Origin of the sequence: Kitasatospora sp. NPDC059803, from assembly GCF_042732255.1 — a bacterium.
GTDB lineage: Bacteria > Actinomycetota > Actinomycetes > Streptomycetales > Streptomycetaceae > Kitasatospora.
This window is the reverse complement of sequence record NZ_JBHWIJ010000074.1, coordinates 1-20,469: the sequence shown is the minus strand read 5'-3', so window position 1 is coordinate 20,469 and position 20,469 is coordinate 1. Positions and strand designations below refer to the sequence as shown.

Here is a 20,469-nt window from a genome sequence, read left to right as displayed (position 1 = left end):
GGCCCCACCCCCGCCCCCCCCCCCCCCGGGGGCCCCCCCCCGCCCCGGGCCCGGGGGCCCCGGCTGCGGGGTGCCTGGGGGGGGCCGTTGCCCGTTGCCCGTGGCCCGGGGCCGGGGGGGGGGGGCTCAGCCGATGGAGCGGGGGAGGCGGGTGGTCAGGTACAGGATGACGAAGGAGCCGATGAGCTGAAGGCCCAGGCAGAGGGCGAGGGCGCGGTCCATGCCGAGGCTGGGGGAGAGCGACAGGTAGAGGGTGCCGAGGGTGGCGACGCCGAGGGCGAGGCTGGACTGCTGGCCGGTGGCCAGGACGCCGCTGCCGACGCCGGCCCGGGCGGCGGGCACCTTGGCGAGGACGACGCGGAACAGCGGGGTGCCGATCAGGCCTTGTCCGATGCCGGCGAGCGCGACGCCGGGCGCCATCCGCAGCGGGGAGAAGTGCGACCAGTCGGCGAGGACGGTGACGGCGAGGGTGGCCAGGCCGGCGGCCTGGATGACGGCGCCCGCGCTCAGTACCCGGCTGCCGTAGCGGCCGATCAGGCGGGGGCCGGAGAGCGAGGCGGTGAAGTAGCCGACGGCCATCGGGACGAGCGCCCAGCCGGCCGCGACCGGGCCGAGGTGCAGGCCCTGCTGGAGGGCGACGGCGATGACGAACATGAAGCCGCCGAAGCCGGCGAAGTAGGGCAGGGCGATGCCGAGGCCGCGCCGCATCTCGGGGATGCGCAGCAGGGACGGCGGCACCAGCGGGGTGGCGCCGCGCTGCTCCGCCCGGCGTTCGACCAGGACGAAGGCGGCGGCGAGGACGGGGAACAGCGCGAGCAGCACCCAGGACCAGAGCGGCCAGCCGGCGGCGCGGCCCTCCATCAGCGGGACGAGCAGGGCGAGCAGCGAGGCGGTGAGCAGGACGGTGCCGGGCACGTCGACGCGGGCGGCCTGGGTGGCCCGGCTCTCCGGGACGTAGCGGACGGCGAGGACCAGGGCGAGCAGCGCGAACGGCACGTTGAGCAGGAAGACGGAGCGCCAGCCGGTGCCGAACAGGTCGGCGGCGACGAGCATGCCGCCGAGCACCTGCCCGATGACCACGGAGATGCCGCCGACGGCGCCGTAGATGCTGAGGGCGCGGCCGCGCCGGGCGCCGTCGGTGGCGGCGGTGATGGTGCCGAGGACCTGCGGGATCAGCAGCGCGGCCGAGGCGCCCTGGGCGGCGCGGGCGGCGACCAGGGTCCAGGCGCCGGGGGCGAGGCCGCAGGCGAGCGAGGTGAGGGCGAAGGTGGCGGCGCCGATGACGAAGAGCCGGCGGCGGCCGAAGATGTCGCCGAGGCGCCCGCCGAGGACGAGCAGGACGGCGAAGGCGATGCCGTAGCCGGCGGCGACGAGTTCGAGGACGGCGGGCCCGGCGGCCAGGTCGTGGTCGATGGTGGGCAGGGCGACGTTGACGATGAAGAAGTCGAGCATCGGCAGGAAGGCCCCGAGCAGGACGGTGACCAGCCCGGCGGTGCCGAGGGAGGGGGCGGCGGTGCGGGCGGCGGTCGCGGTCGCGGTGCCGGGGGTGGTGGCGGCGCGGACCGGGTCGGGGGCGACGGCGAGTTGTTGGGTCACGGGTCCTACGATCCGCCTGGCCGTACCCTGGTACCAGAGTGTGGTTATCCAGGTATAAGAAGTACCTGGCAACAGGCTCCGGGCTGGCGCATGCTAGGAACCATGAGCCTCACCACCCCGGCCGCGCAAGCCCGGTCCGCCTCGGTCGCGCAAGCCCGGACCACGCCGGCGACGCAAGCCCGGACCGCCCCCGACGACGCCCGCCGGCACGACCTGGCGGCCTTCCTGCGCAGCCGCCGCGAACGGATCGCACCCGACCAGGTGGGCCTGCCCCCGACCGGCCGCCGCCGCACGCCGGGGCTGCGCCGCGAGGAGGTCGCGCAGCTCGCCGCCGTCGGGGTGACCTGGTACACGTGGTTGGAGCAGGGGCGTGACATCCAGGTGTCCACCCAGGTGCTGGACGCTGTCTCCCGCGCCCTGCTGCTGGACCCGAGCGAGCGCGCGCACCTGTTCACCCTGGCCGGCGCGGAGGATCCGGCGCCGGTGAAGGAGTGCCCCTCGGTCACCCCGAGCGTGCGGCTGGTGCTGGAACAGATGGCGCCGTACCCGGCCGTGGCGGTCAACACCCGCTACGACGTGCTCGCGTACAACGCCCAGTACACCGCGATCGTCGGCGATCTCAGCGAACTTCCGCCCGAGGACCGCAACTTGATTTGGCTGGCGTTCGCCCCCTCGCGGTTCCGCGAGGTGCTGATCGACTACCGGACCGAACGCCTCGGCATGGTGGCCCGCTTCCGCGCCGCGATGGCCGACCACAGCGCGGAGCCCGCCTGGAAGGCACTGCTGGCCCGGCTGCTCAAGACCTCGCCGGACTTCGCGGAGGTCTGGCAGCGGCACGAGGTGATGGGGCCGAGCAACGGGATCAAGCGGTTCCAGGTGCCGGGCGTCGGGCTGCTGCGCTGCGAGTACACCAGCTTCTGGCTCGGCCCCCGACTCGGGACGCGGATGATCACGTACACCCCGCTGGACGAGGACACCCGCGCGCTGATGGACCAGCTGCCCGGCAGCTTCTAGCCCGCCCGACGGCTTCTAGCGGGGGGCGAGGACGGCACGCCCGAGCAGCACGCACACCACCGCGAGCGGCAGTTCGACGCCGAGCGCCATCACCAGGGCGGCGAGCACCGCGTGGCCCGGGCCGGCGCAGGCGATGTCGGCCAGTGCGTCCCCCGCGAGCAGCAGGGCCACCGCTCCGCCGGCCCAGCCGGCGGCGGCGTTGCGCCGGCGCAGCAGGGCGTCGAGCGAGAGCAGCGCGGAGAACTCCAGCAGGTCGAGCACGACCCACGGGGTCTCGTGGCAGGCGGCGAGCACCGCGAGCCAGGGCAGCAGAGCGACGGCGGCCATGACGGGCACCCGCTCGAAGCGGGCGGGCAGGACGAGGGCGGCGGCCGGGCGGCCGGCGAGGACGGCGGTGCTCATGCGGCCCCTCCGGCGACCGAGGCCCCTCCGGCGACCGCGGCCTCGCCCCGGCGTCGCACCCGCTCCAGCGGCTGCCGCTCGGTGGTGTCCCCGCCGGGGTGCCGGACCAGCACCCCGGTGTACGGGCCCTCGGCCCAGGCGAGCCAGAACCGCCCGGCGACCGCGACCACCTCGGCGCCGACGGCCGGCCGCTCGAACCGGAACGGCCCGGCCGGCCAGAGCGACCGCACGGACCAGAGCGACCGCCCGGACCGGAACGGCCCGGCCAGCCGCCTGGCGGTGAACGCCACCGCGGGCGCGCTGCCGTCGGCCGCCAGCCGGCCCCAGGCGAGCACGTGGCGCGCCCGCCCGCCGGCCGGGCTGCGACGAGCACCGCGCAGCAGCTGCGGGGTGAGCCGGGCGGCGACCAGGACATCGGCCAACTCGCCGTCCTGGTACACCTCCAGCGCGGCCCGGCCGCGGCGGCCGACCAGGCTGCGGACCGACCAGGGCCCGGCCCCGACCGGCAGCGTCCCCTCCGGCCCCGCCGTCCGGCGGAGCGCGTCCCCGGGAACACCCCCGTGGCTCCCGGGGACGGGCCGCCGGTGCGGCGGGGTGGCGGAGTGCGATGCGGTGCTCGTCATGCCGTCCAGCTTCCCGTCGATCATGGGCCGCTGTCGGTGGTGCCGTGCTCCGAATCCGGGGTGTACCTAGATACACCCCGACCGTGAGCCCCCCTTCATGGCGGCCGTTGATCATCGCGCCCTACGCTGTCGGTCATGCCCTCCACCACGTTGCGCCGAGCGCTCGTCAGGAGCCTTCGGCGCCCCCCGTGGTCGCCCGAGGCCTGGCGGGACACCCGTTTCATAGCCGCCGGCCTTCCGCTGGCCCTGCCGGTCTGGCTGGCCGTCACCGAGTCCAAGCTGCTCTTCCCGATGACGGCCCTGGTCCTCATCTGCACCCGCCCGCTCACCGCCGCCCAGCGCGGCCGGCTGCGCGCCCTGCGCGGGGTGGAGGTGTCGCCGCCGCGCCCGGGCGAGCCGTGGGCCTGGCTGCCGGGCCGGCTGCTGCTGGGGCTGACCTGGCGCCAGGCCGTCCACCACCTGCTGGCCGGTCCGCTGCTGGCGGCGGGCGCGCTGGTGGTGCTGTACGCCTGGGGCGCCGGCGTGGTGATGGCCAGCGTGTACGGCTGGGTCTGGCTGATGCCCGTCGGCAGCCTGCTGCGCTCGGAGCTGGCCGGGCTGGACGTGGTGATCACGGTCGCCGGGGTGCTGCTGCTGGCCGTGATGCCCTGGCTGGCGGCGCTGGCGGCCTGGCTGGAGGTGCGCACGGCCCAGCTGCTGCTCGGCCCCAACCGGGCGGAGGCGCTGGAGCGGCGGGTCGAGGAGATCGCCGAGAGCCGGGCCGGGCTGGTCGACGTGGTGGACGCCGAGCGCCGCCGGATCGAGCGGGACCTGCACGACGGCGCCCAGCAGCGTCTGACCTCCCTCGCGATGAACCTGGGCCTGGCCCGGCGCACCCTCAAGGACGTCCCGCCCGAGGTCATGCAGGTGATCGTGGACGCGCACGAGGAGGCGCAGGCGGCCATCGACGAGCTGCGCGACCTGGTCCGCGGCCTGCACCCGGCGGTCCTGGAGGACCGCGGCCTGGACGCGGCGTTGTCCGGCATCGCGGCCCGCGCCCCGCTGCCGGTGCGCCTGGACGTCCACCTCGTCGAGCCGGTCGCCCCGACCGTCGAGGCGGTCGCCTACTTCACCGTCTCCGAGGCCCTGACCAACGTGGCCAAGCACGCCCGCGCCCAGCGGGTCGACCTCTCGGTGCGGACGGTCGGCGGCCGGCTGCGCCTGGTCATCAGCGACGACGGCGTGGGCGGCGCGGACGCCTCGCGCGGCACCGGGCTGACCGGCCTGCGCAAGCGCGCCGCCTCCGTCGACGGCACACTGTCCGTTCTCAGCCCCCTCGGGGGCCCCACCACCATCACCGTGGAGTTGCCGTGCGCGCTGTGATCGCCGAGGACTCGGTCCTGCTGAGGGTCGGCCTGGTCAAGGTCCTGGAGGCGGTGGGCTTCGAGGTCGCCGCTGCCGTCGGGGACGCCACCGAGTTGCTGGCGGCCGTCGAGGAGCACCGCCCGAAGGTGGTGGTGGCGGACGTCCGGATGCCTCCGGGCTTCACCGACGAGGGTGTGAAGGCCGCGCTGATGATCCGCCGGCAGTGGCCGGACGTCGCCGTGCTGCTGCTCTCCCAGTACGTGGAGGAGCGCTACGCCGCCGACCTGCTGGCCACCAACACCAGCGGCGTCGGCTACCTGCTCAAGCAGCGGGTGGCCAACGTGGACGACTTCGTGGAGGCGCTGCAGCGGGTCGCCGCGGGCGGCACCGCGCTGGACCCGGAGGTGGTGGCCCAGCTGCTGCTGCGCCGCCACCGGGACCCGCTGGAGAAGCTGACCCCGCGCGAGCGGGACGTGCTCGGCCTGATGGCGGAGGGCCGCTCCAACGCCGCGATCGCGGCCGCCCTGGTGGTCAGCGACAGCGCGGTGGCCAAACACATCAACTCGATCTTCACCAAGCTCGACCTGCCGCCGGCCGACGACAGCCACCGCCGGGTGCTGGCGGTGCTGCGGTTCCTGGAGGTCGGGTAGCCGTGGGCGGACCGACGAAGGCGTGGGGGCGGAAGGCCTGGCGCACCACCGGGACGCTCGCGATCGCGGTCGTCATGATCGGCGCCGGGATGCAGACCTGGGCGATGGTGGTGCAGCAGCAGACGACCTCGATGCAGCCGTACAACGTCGTCATCCACAAGCTCCGGCTGGACACCGGCAGCGCCTCGGTGCGGATCAGGGCGGGCCGGGACGGCCGGGTGGTGGTCCGGCAGAACCTGGACTGGACGGTGCGCAAGCCGTCGGTGTCGACCACCTTCGACGGTGACGTGCTCACGGTCGGCATGGAGTGCCGGAAGGTCCTGCCGTTCGCGGACTTCGGCTGCGGTGCCCAGATCGAGCTGGAGGTGCCGGCCGGTACCGACGTGTCGGGGCAGGTGAGCTCGGGCAGCGTCGAGGTGGACGGCCTGAGCGGCGGCGTCCGGATGGACCTCACCTCGGGCGAGCTGAAACTGATCGGCACGTCCGGGCAGGTGTACGCGCACGCCACCTCCGGGATGGTGCAGGGCACCGACCTGAGCTCGGAGCAGGTGTACGCGGAGACCACCTCGGGGGCGGTCGACCTGGCCTTCTCCAAGGCGCCGCGGTCGGTGGACACCAAGAGCATGTCCGGCTCGGTGAAGCTGACCCTGCCGCAGGACTCCCACTACGCCTTCAGCGGCGAGGTCGGCAGCGGCAGCCGCCACATCGACCCGAGCCTGGCGGACCCGGCCAGCCCGAACCGGATCCACGGCTCGGTCACCTCGGGCTCGATCACGATCGACCCGGCCTAGAGAAGGCTTAGAGAAGGCCCGGAGGGGCCTGGGGCGGCCTGGAGCGGTCCGGGGAGGCCCGGAGCGGCCCGGAAACAGGGGCTGACCCGAGTGGGGGACAATGGAGAGTCCCGTTCCCCTGCCCCGAGGTCAGCCGCGCATGACAGCCACGCCCGCACCCACCGCGCCCGACGCCGAGTTCGCGCCGCTGGACATCGGCCCGATCCGGGTGTGGCCGCCCGTCGTGCTGGCGCCGATGGCCGGCATCACCAACGCGCCGTTCCGCACCCTCTGCCGCGAGCAGAGCGGCGGAAAAGGTCTGTACGTCTCCGAGATGATCACCACCCGGGCCCTGGTCGAGCGCAACGCCAAGACCATGCAGCTGATCAAGTTCGACGCCAGCGAGAAGCCGCGCTCGATCCAGCTGTACGGCGTGGACCCGGTGACGGTCGGCAAGGCCGCCCGGATGATCGCGGACGAGGGCCTGGCCGACCACATCGACCTCAACTTCGGCTGCCCCGTCCCCAAGGTGACCCGCAAGGGCGGCGGCTCGGCGCTGCCGTACAAGCGCAACCTGCTGCGCGAGATCCTGCGTGAGGCCGTGGCCAACGCGGGCGACCTGCCGGTCACCATGAAGATGCGCAAGGGCATCGACGACGACCACCTGACCTACCTGGACGCCGGCCGGATCGGCGCCGAGGAGGGCGTGGCCGCGATCGCCCTGCACGGGCGCACCGCCGCCCAGCACTACGGCGGGACGGCCGACTGGTCGGCGATCGCCCGGCTGCGCGAGTCCGTTCCGGCGCACGTCCCGGTGCTGGGCAACGGGGACATCTGGTCGGCGGACGACGCGCTGCGGATGATGCGGGAGACGGGTTGCGACGGTGTCGTGGTGGGCCGCGGCTGCCTGGGCCGGCCGTGGCTGTTCCGGGACCTGGTCTCGATCTTCGAGGGCGAGGTCGACTACGCCCGTCCGGACTTCGGCTACGTGGCGCGGGCGATGGTGCGGCACGCGCAGCTGCTCGGCGAGTGGATCGGGGACGAGGCGCGCGGCGTGATCGACTTCCGCAAGCACGTCGCCTGGTACACCAAGGGCTTCTCGGTCGGCTCGGAGTTGCGGGTGAAGCTCGCCAACTCCTCCTCCCTGGCCGAACTGGCCGAAACCCTCGCCCTGGTGGAGCAGTCCCAGGCCTGGCCGGCCGGTGCGGACGGCCCGCGCGGGCGTACCGCCGGCAACAACCGGGTGGTGCTGCCCGAGGGCTGGTTGGACGATCCGTACGACTGCGCCCGACCGGGCGTGGACGCCGAATCGGACACCTCTGGCGGATGATCTGTCCGTAGTGGCGAAATTGGCCCTCCAGGGCCCACTGCCACTCGGTCCCAGCCCTCTTGTCCAATCTGGACAGGAGGGCTCCTTTTCGGCGGTCCGATGTCACGGAACGGGCACGTTTCTGGACGGAGTGCGACGATCGGCGGAGGCGGACTACGTTCGACCGGTGAGATGTGCTGGTGACGCTTGCCACATGCGGTGGCGCCTGACGGCGGGTCAGTGGACGAAATGGACAGGTCGACTGTGAATCGCTTCCCGAAGCCGGTGGGCCGCTGATCGGCCGATCCGAGTGCAGGAAATCAAGCCGGGGCAACGCGGGCGACCCGCGACCGCTACCCAGCGTCCGAATCGTGCGATCTTCGTGTTTCTCTTCGTTCAAGACTTGAAGGCGGGCTAGCGTCATCCGGACGATTTCACCAACAGAGGTGAACGCCTTTATGTGCATTCGATCTATCGGGTTACCCCCGGGTACCGGCCTCGTACGGCCTATTCGGGGCAGAGAAGAACCTTCGAAATGGGTATGTTCTCCGGCGTCAGGGCAACCGCGTACGAGGAGACCGACCCGTGCCGTCCCAGCAGAAGTTTGTTTACTCCTTCACTGAAGGAAACAAGGACCTCAAGGACCTTCTCGGCGGCAAGGGCGCGAACCTGGCCGAGATGACCAACCTTGGCCTCCCCGTCCCTCCGGGGTTCACCATCACCACCGAGGCCTGCAAGGTCTTCCTGGAGACCGGCAGTGAGCCCTCCTCGCTCCACCAGGAGATCAGCGCCCACCTGGACGCGCTCGAGCAGGAGATGGGCAAGAAGCTCGGCCAGCCCGACAACCCGCTGCTGGTGTCGGTGCGCTCGGGCGCGAAGTTCTCCATGCCCGGCATGATGGACACCGTCCTGAACATCGGCCTCTCGGACGCCTCGGTGGTCGGTCTCGTCGCCCAGTCCGGCAACGAGCGCTTCGCCTGGGACTCCTACCGCCGCCTGGTCCAGATGTTCGGCAAGACCGTGCTGGGCGTCGACGGCGAGCTGTTCGAGGAGGCCCTCGACGAGGCCAAGCACGCCAAGGGCACCGTCAACGACCTGGACCTGGACGCTGCCGACCTCCGGGAACTCGTCGAGGTGTTCAAGGGCATCGTCGAGCGCGAGACCGGCCGGGCCTTCCCGCAGGACCCGCGCGAGCAGATGGACCTCGCCATCCACGCCGTCTTCCACTCCTGGAACGGCGACCGCGCCCGCCTGTACCGCCGGCAGGAGCGCATCCCGAACGACCTCGGCACCGCGGTCAACGTCTGCAGCATGGTCTTCGGCAACCTCGGCGAGGACTCCGGCACCGGTGTCGCCTTCACCCGCGACCCCTCCACCGGTGCCCAGGGCGTCTACGGCGACTACCTGTCCAACGCCCAGGGCGAGGACGTCGTCGCCGGCATCCGCAACACCCTGCCGCTGGCCGAGCTGGAGAAGCTCGACAAGAAGTCGTACGACGAGCTGATGACGATCATGCAGACGCTCGAGAACCACTACCGCGACCTCTGCGACATCGAGTTCACCATCGAGCGCGGCAAGCTCTGGATGCTGCAGACCCGCGTCGGCAAGCGCACCGCCGCCGCGGCCTTCCGGATCGCCGTCCAGCTGGTCGACCAGGGCCTGATCGACCTGGACGAGGCCCTCATGCGGGTCACCGGCGGCCAGCTCTCGCAGCTGATGTTCCCGCGCTTCGCCCCGAACGCCGAGTCCCAGCAGATCGCCTGGGGCCTCGCCGCCTCGCCCGGCGCCGCCATCGGCAAGATCGTGTTCGACTCCTACACCGCCGTCAAGTGGTCCCGTTCCGGCGAGAAGGTCATCCTGGTCCGCCGCGAGACCAACCCGGACGACCTGGACGGCATGATCGCCGCCGAGGGCATCCTCACCTCGCGCGGCGGCAAGACCTCGCACGCCGCCGTCGTCGCCCGCGGCATGGGCAAGACCTGTGTCTGCGGCGCCGAGGAGCTGGAGGTCGACACCAAGCGCCGCCGGATGACCACCGCCGCCGGCCTGGTGCTGGAGGAGGGCGACGTCGTCTCCATCGACGGCGCCACCGGCAAGGTCTACCTCGGCGAGGTCCCCGTCCTGCCGTCCCCCGTCGTCGAGTACTTCGAGGGCACCCTGCACGCCGGCGCCGACGTCCAGGGCGGACTCGTCCAGGCCGTCCACCGGCTGATGGCGCACGCCGACGTCCGCCGCCGGCTCGCCGTGCGCGCCAACGCCGACAACGCCGAGGACGGCGGGCGCGCCCGCCGCTACGGCGCCCAGGGCATCGGCCTGTGCCGCACCGAGCACATGTTCCTCGGCGAGGAGCGCCGCAAGGAGGTCGAGCACCTGATCCTGGCGGACAACGACAAGGACCGCGAGCTCGCCCTCTCCACCCTGCTGCCGCTGCAGAAGGGCGACTTCCTGGAGCTCTTCCAGGCCATGGACGGCCTGCCGGTCACCGTCCGCCTGCTCGACCCGCCGCTGCACGAGTTCCTGCCGGACATCACCGAGCTGTCGGTGCGCGTCGCCCTCGCCGAGGCCCGCAAGGACCCGAACGAGAACGACCTGCGCCTGCTCCAGGCGGTGCACAAGCTGCACGAGCAGAACCCGATGCTGGGCCTGCGCGGCGTCCGCCTCGGCCTGGTCATCCCCGGCCTGTTCGGCATGCAGGTCCGCGCCATCGCCGAGGCCGCCGCCGAGCGCCGGCTGGCCGGCGCGGACCCGCGCCCCGAGGTGATGATCCCGCTGGTCGGCACCGTCCAGGAGCTGGAGCTGGTCCGCGACGAGTGCGAGCGCGTGCTCGCCGAGGTCGCCCAGTCCACCGGCGTGCAGCTGGACATCAAGCTCGGCACCATGATCGAGCTGCCGCGCGCCGCCGTCACCGCCGGTCAGATCGCCGAGGCCGCCGAGTTCTTCTCCTTCGGCACCAACGACCTCACCCAGACCGTGTGGGGCTTCTCCCGGGACGACGTGGAGGCCTCGTTCTTCACCGCCTACCTGGAGAAGGGCATCTTCGGGGTCTCCCCGTTCGAGACCATCGACCGCGACGGCGTCGGCGCGCTCGTCAAGCACGCCGTCGAGGCCGGCCGGGCCACCCGCCCCGACCTCAAGCTCGGCGTCTGCGGCGAGCACGGCGGCGACCCGGACTCGGTCCACTTCTTCCACGAGGTGGGGCTGGACTACGTCTCCTGCTCCCCCTTCCGGATCCCGGTGGCGCGCCTGGAGGCAGGCCGCGCCGCCATCGAGACGGCGGGCAGCGACCCGCGCTGAGAGAGGGTAGGCATCCCCTCCTCGGCCGCGGGCCGGACTGACCGCTTCCCTCCCCACCGGGAGGGCGTACACCGGAGCTCGGCGCAGGAGAACCGGCGTACGTAACAACGGCCGGGCGGGGACGGACAATGGCGTCCGTCCCCGTCCGGCCGTCCGTCTGCGCCGGGCGGTCCTTCCCCGGCCGTCCGTCTGTGCCCGGCCGCGCTTCCCAGCCGGCCTTCCCCGTCCGGCCGGATGTGGCGGCGGCCACGTGTGTAGCTGGCCGGGCGGCGCCCGCGCGCCTGCCAAGCTGGGGCGCATGACCAGACGTAAAAGCCCGCTCGTCGTCGTGGCCGTCCTGATCCTGGCCCTCGTCGCCGGGATCGGGTACCTGCTCGCCGGCAAGGGCGGCAGCAGCCACCCCAAGGCCGCCGCGAGCTCCACCGCCACCTCGGCGGGCGCCTCGGCCCCCAAGTCCTCGGCCCCCAAGCCGTCCCCGCCCGCCGGCGGCACCCCCGCCCCGAGCGGCACCTGGGTGCCCGCCGACCCGGCGCTCGCCGACGTCTGCCGCAGCAAGCTCCCCAGCCAGGCCCAGGACACCCTCGGCCTGATCGCCAAGAACGGCCCGTACCCGTACAACCGCGACGGCATCGTCTTCGAGAACCGCGAGAGCCGCCTGCCGAAGAAGTCCGGCGGCTACTACCACGAGTTCACCGTGGTCACCCCGGGCTCCAACGACCGCGGCACCCGCCGCGTGGTCACCGGCGGCTCCGGCGAGCAGTACTGGTCGCCGGACCACTACGCGACCTTCCAGGAGATCGACCCGCGCTGCTGACACCCCGCACCGTGTGATGCCCCGCACCGCGCCCGCGGCCCGCACCGAGCACCCGACCGCACCGCGCCCGCGGCCCTCACCGGGCCCGGCGCCAGCTGATCCGGCGGTGGGGGCCGTGCGGGCCGGTGGTGAGGAGGGCGGTCAGCTCGTGGAACACCGGGACGGGGTCGCGCCGGAGCTGGACCGGCGTGGTGCGGACCATGGGGAGCCCGACGGCGGTCAGCCGGTTGGCACGGGCCAGGCCGCGTTCGTGGTCGGCGGGGCGCAGGTGCCAGGCGCGGGAGTCGATCTCCAACGCCACGCAGGCGTGCGGCCAGTAGGCGTCCGGGACGGCGAGGAAGCGGCCGTCCAGGAAGAGCACCGGGTTCCACAGCGGCTCGGGCAGGCCCGCGTGCGCGAGGAGTTCGCGGGCCTCGCCCTCCACCACCGACCGCACTCCGGCGGTGAGGTCCTCCACCACCCGGGCCACCTGCGGCAGCCCGAGCGCGCCCGGCCGGGCCAGCAAGTGGTCCAGCAGCTCGCCGAGTTCGCAGTGCCGCCGCTGGACGGCCTCCGCGCACAGCGCCCGGAACCGGCGCTGCCCGGTCTCACCCGGCGCGAGGTCGGCCAGCGCCCGGGCGACGGTGGTGCTCCACAGCCCGTCGTCCCGCTCGAAGCCGCCCGGCAGCGGCCCGGCCGACCGGTGGATCCGGACGAACTCGCGGTCGACGACCCGGCGTTGGGCGGGGATCAGGACGTCGATCCGGGCCAGGTCGGCGGGGTGCCCGGCGCTCGGCAGCCCCGCGTCGGCCAGCACCGCGTCCCCGGTCAGCAGTACCTCCCCGGCCTGCGGCGCCCGCCCCTTGGGGCTCGCGTACGCCAGCGCGGCGCGCAGCCGCTGGTGCGCTGTCAATCGGCCGGACTGCAGGCAGATCACCCGGGGCAGCACCTGCTGCCAGGGCCCGTCGGGGCGCAGCCGGTGGGCGATGGTGCCGGACGGCACGCCGAGCCGGCGCAGTTGCGCCCGGGTGACGATGTGCTGCTGGTCGGCGCCGAGCAGCACGACGGGGTCGAGCGGGTTCACGCGGGTCATGCCCGGGGTGCTGCCCACCAGGGTCGGATGTATGCGAAACATCGCTCGTCGGGGGAGCCTGTGAGAATGAGGTTGACGGAGCACCGGTCGAACCGCTGAGCTGGGAACCATATGACGACTCCACCCACCGGCCCACCCGCCGGCCCCGCGCCGAGCCGCCCCGGAGAGTGAGGTCCTCGGCTTGGCCGCCGGGGGCTACGGGTGGCGGCCGTAGCCCCCTTCGGGCCGTGAGCAGGCGTCCGGGTCAGGCGGTGATCAGATGCCCGGGGCCGCCGCCGTGTCTAAGGCACTCCTGGTTGATCGCCGGATCCGGGGCGCTGGGCGAGGTGGCGGCGGCGATCCGCAGCTCGATGATGTCCCGCACCGCGGGCCACTCGTCGTCGAGGATCGAGTAGAACGCGGTCGAGCGCACCACCCCGTCGAGCCCGCGCGAGTGGGCCCGGCGGACGCCCTCGGAGGTGGCGCCGAGCCGCTCGATGGCGGTGCGCGAGCGCTGGTTGCGGGCGTCGGCGCGCAGCGAGATCCGCTGCACCCCCCAGGTCTCGAAGGCGTGGCGCAGCATCAGCAGCTTGGCCTCGGTGTTGATGCCGGTGCCCTGGGCACGCGGCGAGAGCCAGGTGTTGCCGATCTCGGCGGCGTCCGGGACGGCCGTGGCCGGGTCGCCGAACGGGACCCCGGGCACCGGCGGCCAGACCATCGGCCCCTGCCAGTAGTCGAGTTCCAGGAATCGGGTGGAGCCGACGACCCGGCCGGTTGCCACGTTCACCGTCGCGAACGGCAGCGACCGGCCCGCGGCCTGGTCGGCGAGGGCGCGCGCGATGTAGTCGCGGGCCGCTTCGAGGCCGTGCGGGACGGGCGTGAAGGCGTAGGTCGTACGGTCTTCGGCGCCGGCCTCGGCGATGGCCGAGGCGTGGTGCGCGGCGAGGGGCTCCAGCCGCACGGTGCGGCCGGTGAGGATGACAGGTACGGGCACGGAACCTTCGGTCCTTCATCGGTCGGAGGGTGCCTACCGTGCCGGGGTACGGCTCGGGAGGCAGGGACAGTCGCCCCGGCCCCGGAGCACGCCCGCCGGTACCCGCGCACGCCGGAGAGCCGGTCGGGCGGGGCGGGGGCGGCGGCCCGGAGGCGGGCAGCGCGGTGCCGGAACGGACTCGGGTCCACGGACCGGTCCGGCGGGGATGAGCGAGGGGACAGTGTGCGTCCGCGAGATGGCCGATGAGGAAACGGGAGCGCGAAGGAAACAGGCGGCCAGATGAAGGCAAGATGCGTCGTGTGGGCTGGCCGAACACCGGTCCGGGACGTGGCCGACGGCGTTACGGGACGACGTGACGACGACGCGACGATGCGAGGCAGCGAGAGGACGATACCCGTCAGAAGGCGGTGCGTCACTTCGCGGCACGCGAATGGCGGTGCGGGCCGCTGCGACCCGCCCCCGGACGGGCCGTTGAACACCCGTGACCAGGGGCTTTCCACCCGGGTGCGATCATGGTCCGGAGCGGTCCGGGGAGGCCGCCGACCCCGCCGACGGGCGGGTCGGGAATTCCGGCGGCGCCCGGCACGCTGGAGAGGACGAGAAGCCGGTACGTCGTGACGAGTAGAGAACGGGGTTGGGTGCGCGGTGCGTGACTTCCAGGCGTTGTACGAGCTGGATCAGCAGGGCGTGGCCGCGGTGGCCGCGGCCACCGCGGAGCTGCGCGACACCGGTGCGGGCCTCGTGCTGCTCCAGCACTTCGAGGGCTTCATGGACGCCGGCGAGGCCGGCGGCCAGGTGGTGGCCCACCTCCTGGAGACGGGCTCGCCGCAGGTGGTGGCCCGCTTCGACCACGACCGCCTGGTCGACTACCGGGCGCGCCGCCCCGCGATGGTCTTCGACCGGGACCAGTGGGCGTCCTACGAGCCGCCGGAGATCCTGCTCCAGCTCGTCCGCGACGGCGCGGGCGCGCCGTTCCTGCTGCTCACCGGCCCCGAGCCGGACGTCGAGTGGGAGCGTTTCGCCGGTGCCGTCCGCGAGCTGGTGGAGCGCTTCGAGGTCCGGCTGGCGGTGGACTTCCACGGCATCCCGATGGGCGTGCCGCACACCCGCCCGGTCGGCCTGACCCCGCACGGCAACCGGCTCGATCTGGCGGCCGGCTACCCGCAGTGGTTCGAGCAGGCGCAGGTCCCGGGCAGCGCCCAGGCGCTGCTGGAGTACCGCCTGGCCGAGGCCGGGCATGACGTGCTGGGCTTCGCCGTGCACGTCCCGCACTACGTGGCGCGCTCGGAGTACCCGGCGGCCGCCGTGCTGATCCTGGAGGCGGTGCAGTCCGCCACCGGCCTGGTGCTGCCCGGCACCCGGCTGCGCGAGCGGGTCGGCGAGGTGTACGCCGACATCGAGGAGCAGCTGGCGCACGGGGACGGCGAGTTGCGCTCGGCGATCCGCGGCATGGAGGGCCAGTACGACGCGGTGGCGGGGGCGGAGAGCCGGGAGAGCCTGCTGGCCGAGCCGGTGGACTTGCCGTCGGCGGACGAGTTGGGGCGGCGCTTCGAGCAGTTCCTGGCCGAGCACGAGCGCGGCGCGGAGTAGGTACGGCGCGGAGTGGGCCCGGGCGGGGAGTAGGTCCGGCACGGAATCGGCCCCGCAGGGGCGGGAACCGGCCGGGTCGGCGGCGGCCGGGAGTCACGGGAGTCATTAGCGGGCCCCGTTCGTTGGTGCTGGCGGCGTCGGGGGACGCGCCGCCGTACGGAGCTGCCTGTGACGCCTATCCCCCGGGGGGATGCCATGCCCACGACCATGTCCAGGACCATCCGCCCGGCCGTCGCCCTGACGGCCGGGCTCGCCGCGCTGCTGCTCGCCGGGTGCACCCCCGCGGACGGCGGGACGGACGGTTTCGCGGGCGCGCTGCCCGGCAAGAACGCCAAGTCCACGCCGCCGCCGAACGGCCCGTACGTGGCCCTCGGCGACTCGTACACCGCCGGCCTGAAGATCGCCCCGCAGGTGGGCGAGCCGAAGGGCTGCTCCCGCTCGGGGGTCAACTACCCGTCCCTGGTGGCGAAGGGGCTCGGGCTGCCGGCCGGCCAGTTCCAGGACGTCAGTTGCAGCGGCGCCCGCACCGGGGACCTGACCGGCGCCCAGGAGACCGACCACGGCACCAACCCGCCCCAGCTGGACGCGCTGACCGCGGCCACCCGCGTGGTGACGGTCGGCATCGGCGGCAACGACGCGGGCTTCATGGAGGTCGTCAAGGAGTGCGCCAAGGAGAACCTGGTGGACGCGGTGAAGGGCATCGTCGGCGCCACCCGCGCGCCCTCGCCCTGCCGCGAGCACTACGCCTCCGGCGGGACGGACGAGGTGCAGCGCAAGGTCGACGCGGCCGGTGAGCAACTCGGCCGGATCCTGCAGGACATCAAGCACCGCTCCCCGCAGGCCCGGGTGTACGTGATCGGGTACCCGACGCTGCTCCCGTCCGACCCGGCCGGCTGCCGACAGGTGTTGGGCAAGGCGGTCGCGGCCGGGGACCTGGGCTTCCTCTCGGAGAAGGAGCAGCAGCTCAACGGCATGCTCAAGCGGCGGGCGGAGGGCGCCGGCGCGGTGTTCGTGGACGCGGCCGCCCCCTCGGCCGGGCACGACATGTGCGCGGGCGAGGCCACCCGCTGGGTCGAACCGCCGTTCCCGGCCCCGGGCCTGGCGGCGATCCACCCCAATGCCAAGGGGCAGGAGGCGGTGGCCGCCGCCGTCCTCAAGGCCGTCCGCGGCTGAGGCCGGAGGCCGGGGGCCGGGGCCGGACCGCAGGCAGCGGGCCGGGGCGGCCACCGGCGCGCAACCCGGGCCGGGGCGGACACCAGCGCGTACCGCAGGATTCACGCTCCGGCCCACACTCCTTCGTGCGCGGCACACCCTGGCTGTCGGGGGCGCGGCGTACCGTGAGGGGCATATGGATGACACCGCGCACCGCCTCGCCGCCGCCCCGCTCCCGTACGACCACGCCGCCGAGGCCCGCTGGGTCCCCGAACCGGACAAGCGCCCCGGCCGCACGGCGTTCCAGCGCGACCGGGCCCGGGTGCTGCACTCGGCGGCGCTGCGGCGGCTGGCCGGCACCACCCAGGTGGTCGCCCCGATGCGCAGCGACTTCCCCCGCACCCGGCTCACCCACTCCCTTGAATGCGCCCAGGTGGGGCGGGAGTTGGGCGCCGCCCTGGGCTGCGACCCGGACCTCGTGGAGGCCGGCTGCCTGGCCCACGACATCGGCCACCCGCCGTTCGGCCACACCGGCGAGGAGGCGCTCGACCAGGCCGCCGAGGCCTGCGGCGGCTTCGAGGGCAACGCGCAGTCGCTGCGCATCCTCACCCGGCTCGAACCCAAGCGCTTCGCCCCGGATGGCGAGCACCCCGCCGCCCGGCTCGCCCCCTGGCCCGGCCGCAGCGTCGGCCTCAACCTGACCCGCGCCGCCCTCGACGCCGCCACCAAGTACCCGTGGACGCGCGGCGCCCACCCCACCGACCCGGCCTCGCCCAAGTACGGCGTCTACGCCGACGACCTGCCGGTGTTCCGCTGGCTGCGGGCCGGTTCCCCGGCCGGGCGCAAGTGCTTCGAGGCCACCGTCATGGACTGGTCCGACGACGTCGCGTACTCGACCCACGACGTCGAGGACGGCCTCCAGGCCGGACACATCGACCCGGCCGCGCTGCGCGCGCCGAGCGAGCGGGCCGAACTCTTCAAGGTCGCCGAGCGCTACGCCCCGGACGCCGAGCCGGAGGAGCTGGCCGCCGCCCTCGACCGGTTGCTCGGCCAGGACCGGTGGCCCCAGGAGTACGACGGCACGGCCCGCGCCCGGGCCGGGCTGAAGGACCTCACCAGCCAGCTGATCGGCCGCTTCTGCCTGGCCGCCGAGCAGGCCACCCGGGCCCGCTACGGCCCCGGCCGGCTCACCCGGTACACGGCCGAGCTGGTGGTGCCGCGGGGCGTCCGGCTGGAGGTCGCGGTGCTCAAGGCGGTCGCCGTCCGCTTCGTGATGCAGCGCGACGAGCAGGCCCAGCTGCGGGCCCGCCAGCGGATCGTGATCGCCGAGCTGGCGTACGTGCTCACCCAGCGCGCCCCCGAGGGCCTGGACCCGGTGTTCGGCGCGCTCTACCGCGAGGCCGAGGACGACCGGGCCGCCCTGCGCGCGGTCATCGACCAGATCGCCACCCTCACCGACGCCTCCGCCCTCGCCCTGCACGCCAGGCTCGTCGGCGCCGCCTGGGCCTGACCGCCCGCGGGCCCCGGCGCGCGACCGCTCAGGCGCAACCGCCCGGCGCCCGGCGTCCGACCGCTCAAGCGCAACCGCCCGGCGCCCGACCGCGCGCAGTGCAACCGGCCCGGCACGACCGGCCCGCCGGGAAACCCCGGCCACCCCAGTAGACTTCCGGGGTGGCCGGGCGGATCAGGGACGAAGACGTACAAGCGGTGCGCAGCGCACTGCCGATCGACGCCGTGGTCGGCGACTACGTTCAGCTCACCAACGGTGGCGGCGGCGAGTACAAGGGCGTCTGCCCCTTCCACGACGAGAAGTCCGCCTCGTTCTACGTGAACCCCGCCAAGGGCGTCTTCCACTGCTTCGGCTGCCAGGAGAACGGCGACACCATCGCCTTCCTGATGAAGATCGAGCACTTTACCTTCGCCGAGGCCGTCGAGCGGATGGCCGCCCAGGCCGGCATCACCCTGCGTTACGAGGAGGGCGGCTACAGCCCCCGCCACCAGCAGGGCGAGCGGACCCGCCTGGTCGAGGCGCACAAGGTGGCCGCCGCCTACTACCGGGAGCAGCTGGCCTCGGCGGAGGCGGAGATCGGCCGCCGCTTCCTGGCCGAGCGCGGCTTCGACGAGGAGGCCGCGAAGACCTTCGGCGTCGGCTACGCCCCGGTGGGCTGGGAGCACCTGGTCCGCTACCTGCGCGGCAAGGGCTTCACCGACAAGGAGATCCTGCTCGGCGGCCTGGCCTCGCAGGGCCAGCGCGGCGGCCTGATCGACCGCTTCCGGGGCCGGCTGGTCTGGCCGATCCGGGACATCGCGGGCGAGGTGGTCGGCTTCGGCGCCCGCCGCCTGCGCGAGGACGACAACGGCCCGAAGTACCTGAACACCCCCGAGACGCCGATCTACAAGAAGTCGCACGTGCTGTACGGCATCGACCTGGCGAAGAAGGAGATCGCCAAGTCGGGCCGCGCGGTCGTGGTCGAGGGCTACACCGATGTGATGGCCTGCCACCTGGCGGGGGTCACCTCGGCGGTGGCCACCTGCGGTACGGCCTTCGCCGAGGACCACATCAAGATCATCCGTCGGCTGCTGATGGACACCTCGCAGTACCGCGGCGAGACGGTCTTCACCTTCGACGGCGACGCGGCCGGCCAGAAGGCCGCCCTGCGGGCCTTCGAGGACGACCAGAAGTTCGCCGCCAAGACCTCCATCGCGGTCAGCCCGGGCGGCATGGACCCGTGCGAACTGCGCCTGGCCCAGGGCGACGAGGCGGTCAAGCAGCTGATCGACAACCCCGTCCCGCTGTTCGAGTTCGCGCTGGTCTCGGCGGTGTCCAAGCACCGGGTGGAGACGCCGGAGGGGCGGTCGGCGGCCCTGGAGGAGGCGGCCCCGATCGTCGCCAAGATCAAGGACCGCTCGATCCAGCACGAGTACGCCGTCCGCCTGGCCGGCATGCTCGGCATCCTGGACGAGCCCTTCGTCGTCCGCCGGGTCTCCCAGCTGGCCCGCTGGGACCGCGAGCGCCAGCAGAACCCCCGGGGCGCCGACCGCGGCCGCCGCGCCGAGCCCGCGCCGGTGCGCCCGGCGCAGCCCGCCTTCCGGCTCAACCCGCGCGACCCGGCCCAGTTCGTCGAGCGGGAGCTGCTCAAGCTGGCGCTCCAGCACCCGGACCTGGTCAGCCCGGCCTTCGACCACTACGGCGAGGACGAGTTCCCCACCCTGCCGTACACGGCCGTCCGGCAGGCCATCGCCAAGGCCGGCGGCGCCGCGTACGGGGCGACGCTGCCCGACTTCACCAGCGTGGTGCGCGAGGCGGCCCCGGACGACCAGGTGCGCTCGCTCGTCACCGAGCTGACCGTCGAGCCGGTGCGCTCCCGCCGGAAGGTGGACGCGGTCTACGCCGGGGAGTTCCTGGTGAAGCTGCGCCTGCTGGCGGTGGACCGGCGGATCGCCGAGGTCCGCGGCTACCTGCAGCGGCTCGGCCACCGGGCCGATGCCGAGCAGCAGCACGCGGTGCAGACCGAGCTGTGGCAGCTCCAGCAGTACGGCCAGCAGCTCCGCAGCCAGGGCGCGGCGGCGCTGTAGGAGCGCGGCGGGGCCGTGGGAGCGGCCCAGAAAAGTCGACGCACGAGTCTCGGCCACGGAGTGTGGCGTACCGCACACTGGAGGGCGTCCCACCTCCGTTCAGCGCGGGTCCGCCAGAGTCGCGCCCGCCCCGAGGGATGCCCGTGGACCGAGGCTTTGCCGCGACCTCCAGCCCGACTTCCAGCCCGACCGCCGCACCGACCGGCGCGCTGACCGCCGCACCGCCCGGCGTCGGCACCGGACCGCACCCCGCCGGCCCGGCCGGGGACCGGGAGACCGACCACCGCCGG

At 73.7% G+C, this 20,469-nt stretch carries 16 protein-coding genes; 11 read left to right on the top strand and 5 right to left on the bottom strand.

Annotated features, from left to right (window positions below; translation table 11 throughout):
• Positions 1-126 precede the first annotated feature (126 nt).
• Positions 127-1,596 (bottom strand): MFS transporter, encoded by a 1,470-nt coding sequence (locus ACFV6I_RS14880; protein WP_380425494.1) that lies wholly within the window; start codon positions 1,594-1,596, stop codon positions 127-129.
• A 102-nt stretch (positions 1,597-1,698) separates the two neighbouring features.
• Here ACFV6I_RS14880 and ACFV6I_RS14875 point away from each other — a divergent pair, with 102 nt between their 5' ends.
• A complete protein-coding gene (locus ACFV6I_RS14875) occupies positions 1,699-2,610 on the top strand; it encodes a helix-turn-helix transcriptional regulator (protein WP_063347498.1) in 912 nt (303 codons plus the stop codon).
• A gap of 15 nt (positions 2,611-2,625) precedes the next feature.
• Here ACFV6I_RS14875 and ACFV6I_RS14870 read toward each other — a convergent pair whose 3' ends face one another.
• Both ACFV6I_RS14870 and ACFV6I_RS14865 read right to left on the bottom strand, forming a co-directional pair.
• Positions 2,626-3,012 (bottom strand): hypothetical protein, encoded by a 387-nt coding sequence (locus tag ACFV6I_RS14870; RefSeq protein ID WP_380340948.1) that lies wholly within the window; start codon positions 3,010-3,012, stop codon positions 2,626-2,628.
• The gene (locus ACFV6I_RS14865) at positions 3,009-3,635 is read right to left on the bottom strand and encodes a hypothetical protein (RefSeq protein WP_380425492.1); all 627 of its coding nucleotides are present in this window, start codon (positions 3,633-3,635) and stop codon (positions 3,009-3,011) included. Before ACFV6I_RS14865 ends, ACFV6I_RS14870 begins: the two co-directional genes overlap by 4 nt.
• 135 nt (positions 3,636-3,770) lie before the next feature.
• Here ACFV6I_RS14865 and ACFV6I_RS14860 point away from each other — a divergent pair, with 135 nt between their 5' ends.
• The 6 genes from ACFV6I_RS14860 (at position 3,771) to ACFV6I_RS14835 (ending at position 11,816) form a co-directional block, all read left to right on the top strand.
• Positions 3,771-4,997, top strand: a complete 1,227-nt coding sequence (locus tag ACFV6I_RS14860; protein WP_380425490.1) for a histidine kinase — start codon at positions 3,771-3,773, stop codon at positions 4,995-4,997.
• Positions 4,985-5,629 (top strand): response regulator, encoded by a 645-nt coding sequence (locus tag ACFV6I_RS14855; protein ID WP_380425488.1) that lies wholly within the window; start codon positions 4,985-4,987, stop codon positions 5,627-5,629. Before ACFV6I_RS14860 ends, ACFV6I_RS14855 begins: the two co-directional genes overlap by 13 nt.
• A gap of 2 nt (positions 5,630-5,631) precedes the next feature.
• Positions 5,632-6,420 (top strand): DUF4097 family beta strand repeat-containing protein, encoded by a 789-nt coding sequence (locus tag ACFV6I_RS14850; RefSeq protein ID WP_380425486.1) that lies wholly within the window; start codon positions 5,632-5,634, stop codon positions 6,418-6,420.
• A gap of 139 nt (positions 6,421-6,559) precedes the next feature.
• Positions 6,560-7,729 (top strand): tRNA dihydrouridine synthase DusB, encoded by a 1,170-nt coding sequence (gene dusB, locus ACFV6I_RS14845; protein ID WP_380425484.1) that lies wholly within the window; start codon positions 6,560-6,562, stop codon positions 7,727-7,729.
• Between the two features lie 564 nt (positions 7,730-8,293).
• A complete protein-coding gene (gene ppdK / locus ACFV6I_RS14840) occupies positions 8,294-11,002 on the top strand; it encodes a pyruvate, phosphate dikinase (protein ID WP_063347491.1) in 2,709 nt (902 codons plus the stop codon).
• 298 nt (positions 11,003-11,300) lie between these two features.
• Positions 11,301-11,816, top strand: coding sequence for a ribonuclease (locus ACFV6I_RS14835; RefSeq protein ID WP_363369984.1), 516 nt, complete (start codon positions 11,301-11,303; stop codon positions 11,814-11,816).
• A gap of 76 nt (positions 11,817-11,892) precedes the next feature.
• Here the strand turns inward: ACFV6I_RS14835 and ACFV6I_RS14830 are convergent, their stop codons facing one another.
• The gene (locus tag ACFV6I_RS14830) at positions 11,893-12,888 is read right to left on the bottom strand and encodes a hypothetical protein (RefSeq protein WP_380425482.1); all 996 of its coding nucleotides are present in this window, start codon (positions 12,886-12,888) and stop codon (positions 11,893-11,895) included.
• A 244-nt stretch (positions 12,889-13,132) separates the two neighbouring features.
• A complete protein-coding gene (locus ACFV6I_RS14825; RefSeq protein ID WP_063347487.1) occupies positions 13,133-13,861 on the bottom strand; it encodes a GNAT family N-acetyltransferase in 729 nt (242 codons plus the stop codon).
• Positions 13,862-14,506: 645 nt separating this feature from the next.
• On the opposite strand from ACFV6I_RS14825, the gene ACFV6I_RS14820 reads away from it, so the two are divergent.
• The 4 genes from ACFV6I_RS14820 to dnaG all read left to right on the top strand — a co-directional run bounded on the left by ACFV6I_RS14820 (position 14,507) and on the right by dnaG (position 20,179).
• Positions 14,507-15,451, top strand: coding sequence for a PAC2 family protein (locus ACFV6I_RS14820; protein WP_063347486.1), 945 nt, complete (start codon positions 14,507-14,509; stop codon positions 15,449-15,451).
• Positions 15,452-15,658: 207 nt separating this feature from the next.
• Positions 15,659-16,624 (top strand): SGNH/GDSL hydrolase family protein, encoded by a 966-nt coding sequence (locus ACFV6I_RS14815; RefSeq protein ID WP_380425479.1) that lies wholly within the window; start codon positions 15,659-15,661, stop codon positions 16,622-16,624.
• 175 nt (positions 16,625-16,799) lie between these two features.
• On the top strand, positions 16,800-18,113 hold the full coding sequence (locus ACFV6I_RS14810; RefSeq protein ID WP_063347484.1) for a deoxyguanosinetriphosphate triphosphohydrolase: 1,314 nt from the start codon (positions 16,800-16,802) through the stop codon (positions 18,111-18,113).
• A gap of 161 nt (positions 18,114-18,274) precedes the next feature.
• The gene (gene dnaG / locus ACFV6I_RS14805; RefSeq protein WP_063347483.1) at positions 18,275-20,179 is read left to right on the top strand and encodes a DNA primase; all 1,905 of its coding nucleotides are present in this window, start codon (positions 18,275-18,277) and stop codon (positions 20,177-20,179) included.
• Positions 20,180-20,469 lie beyond the last annotated feature (290 nt).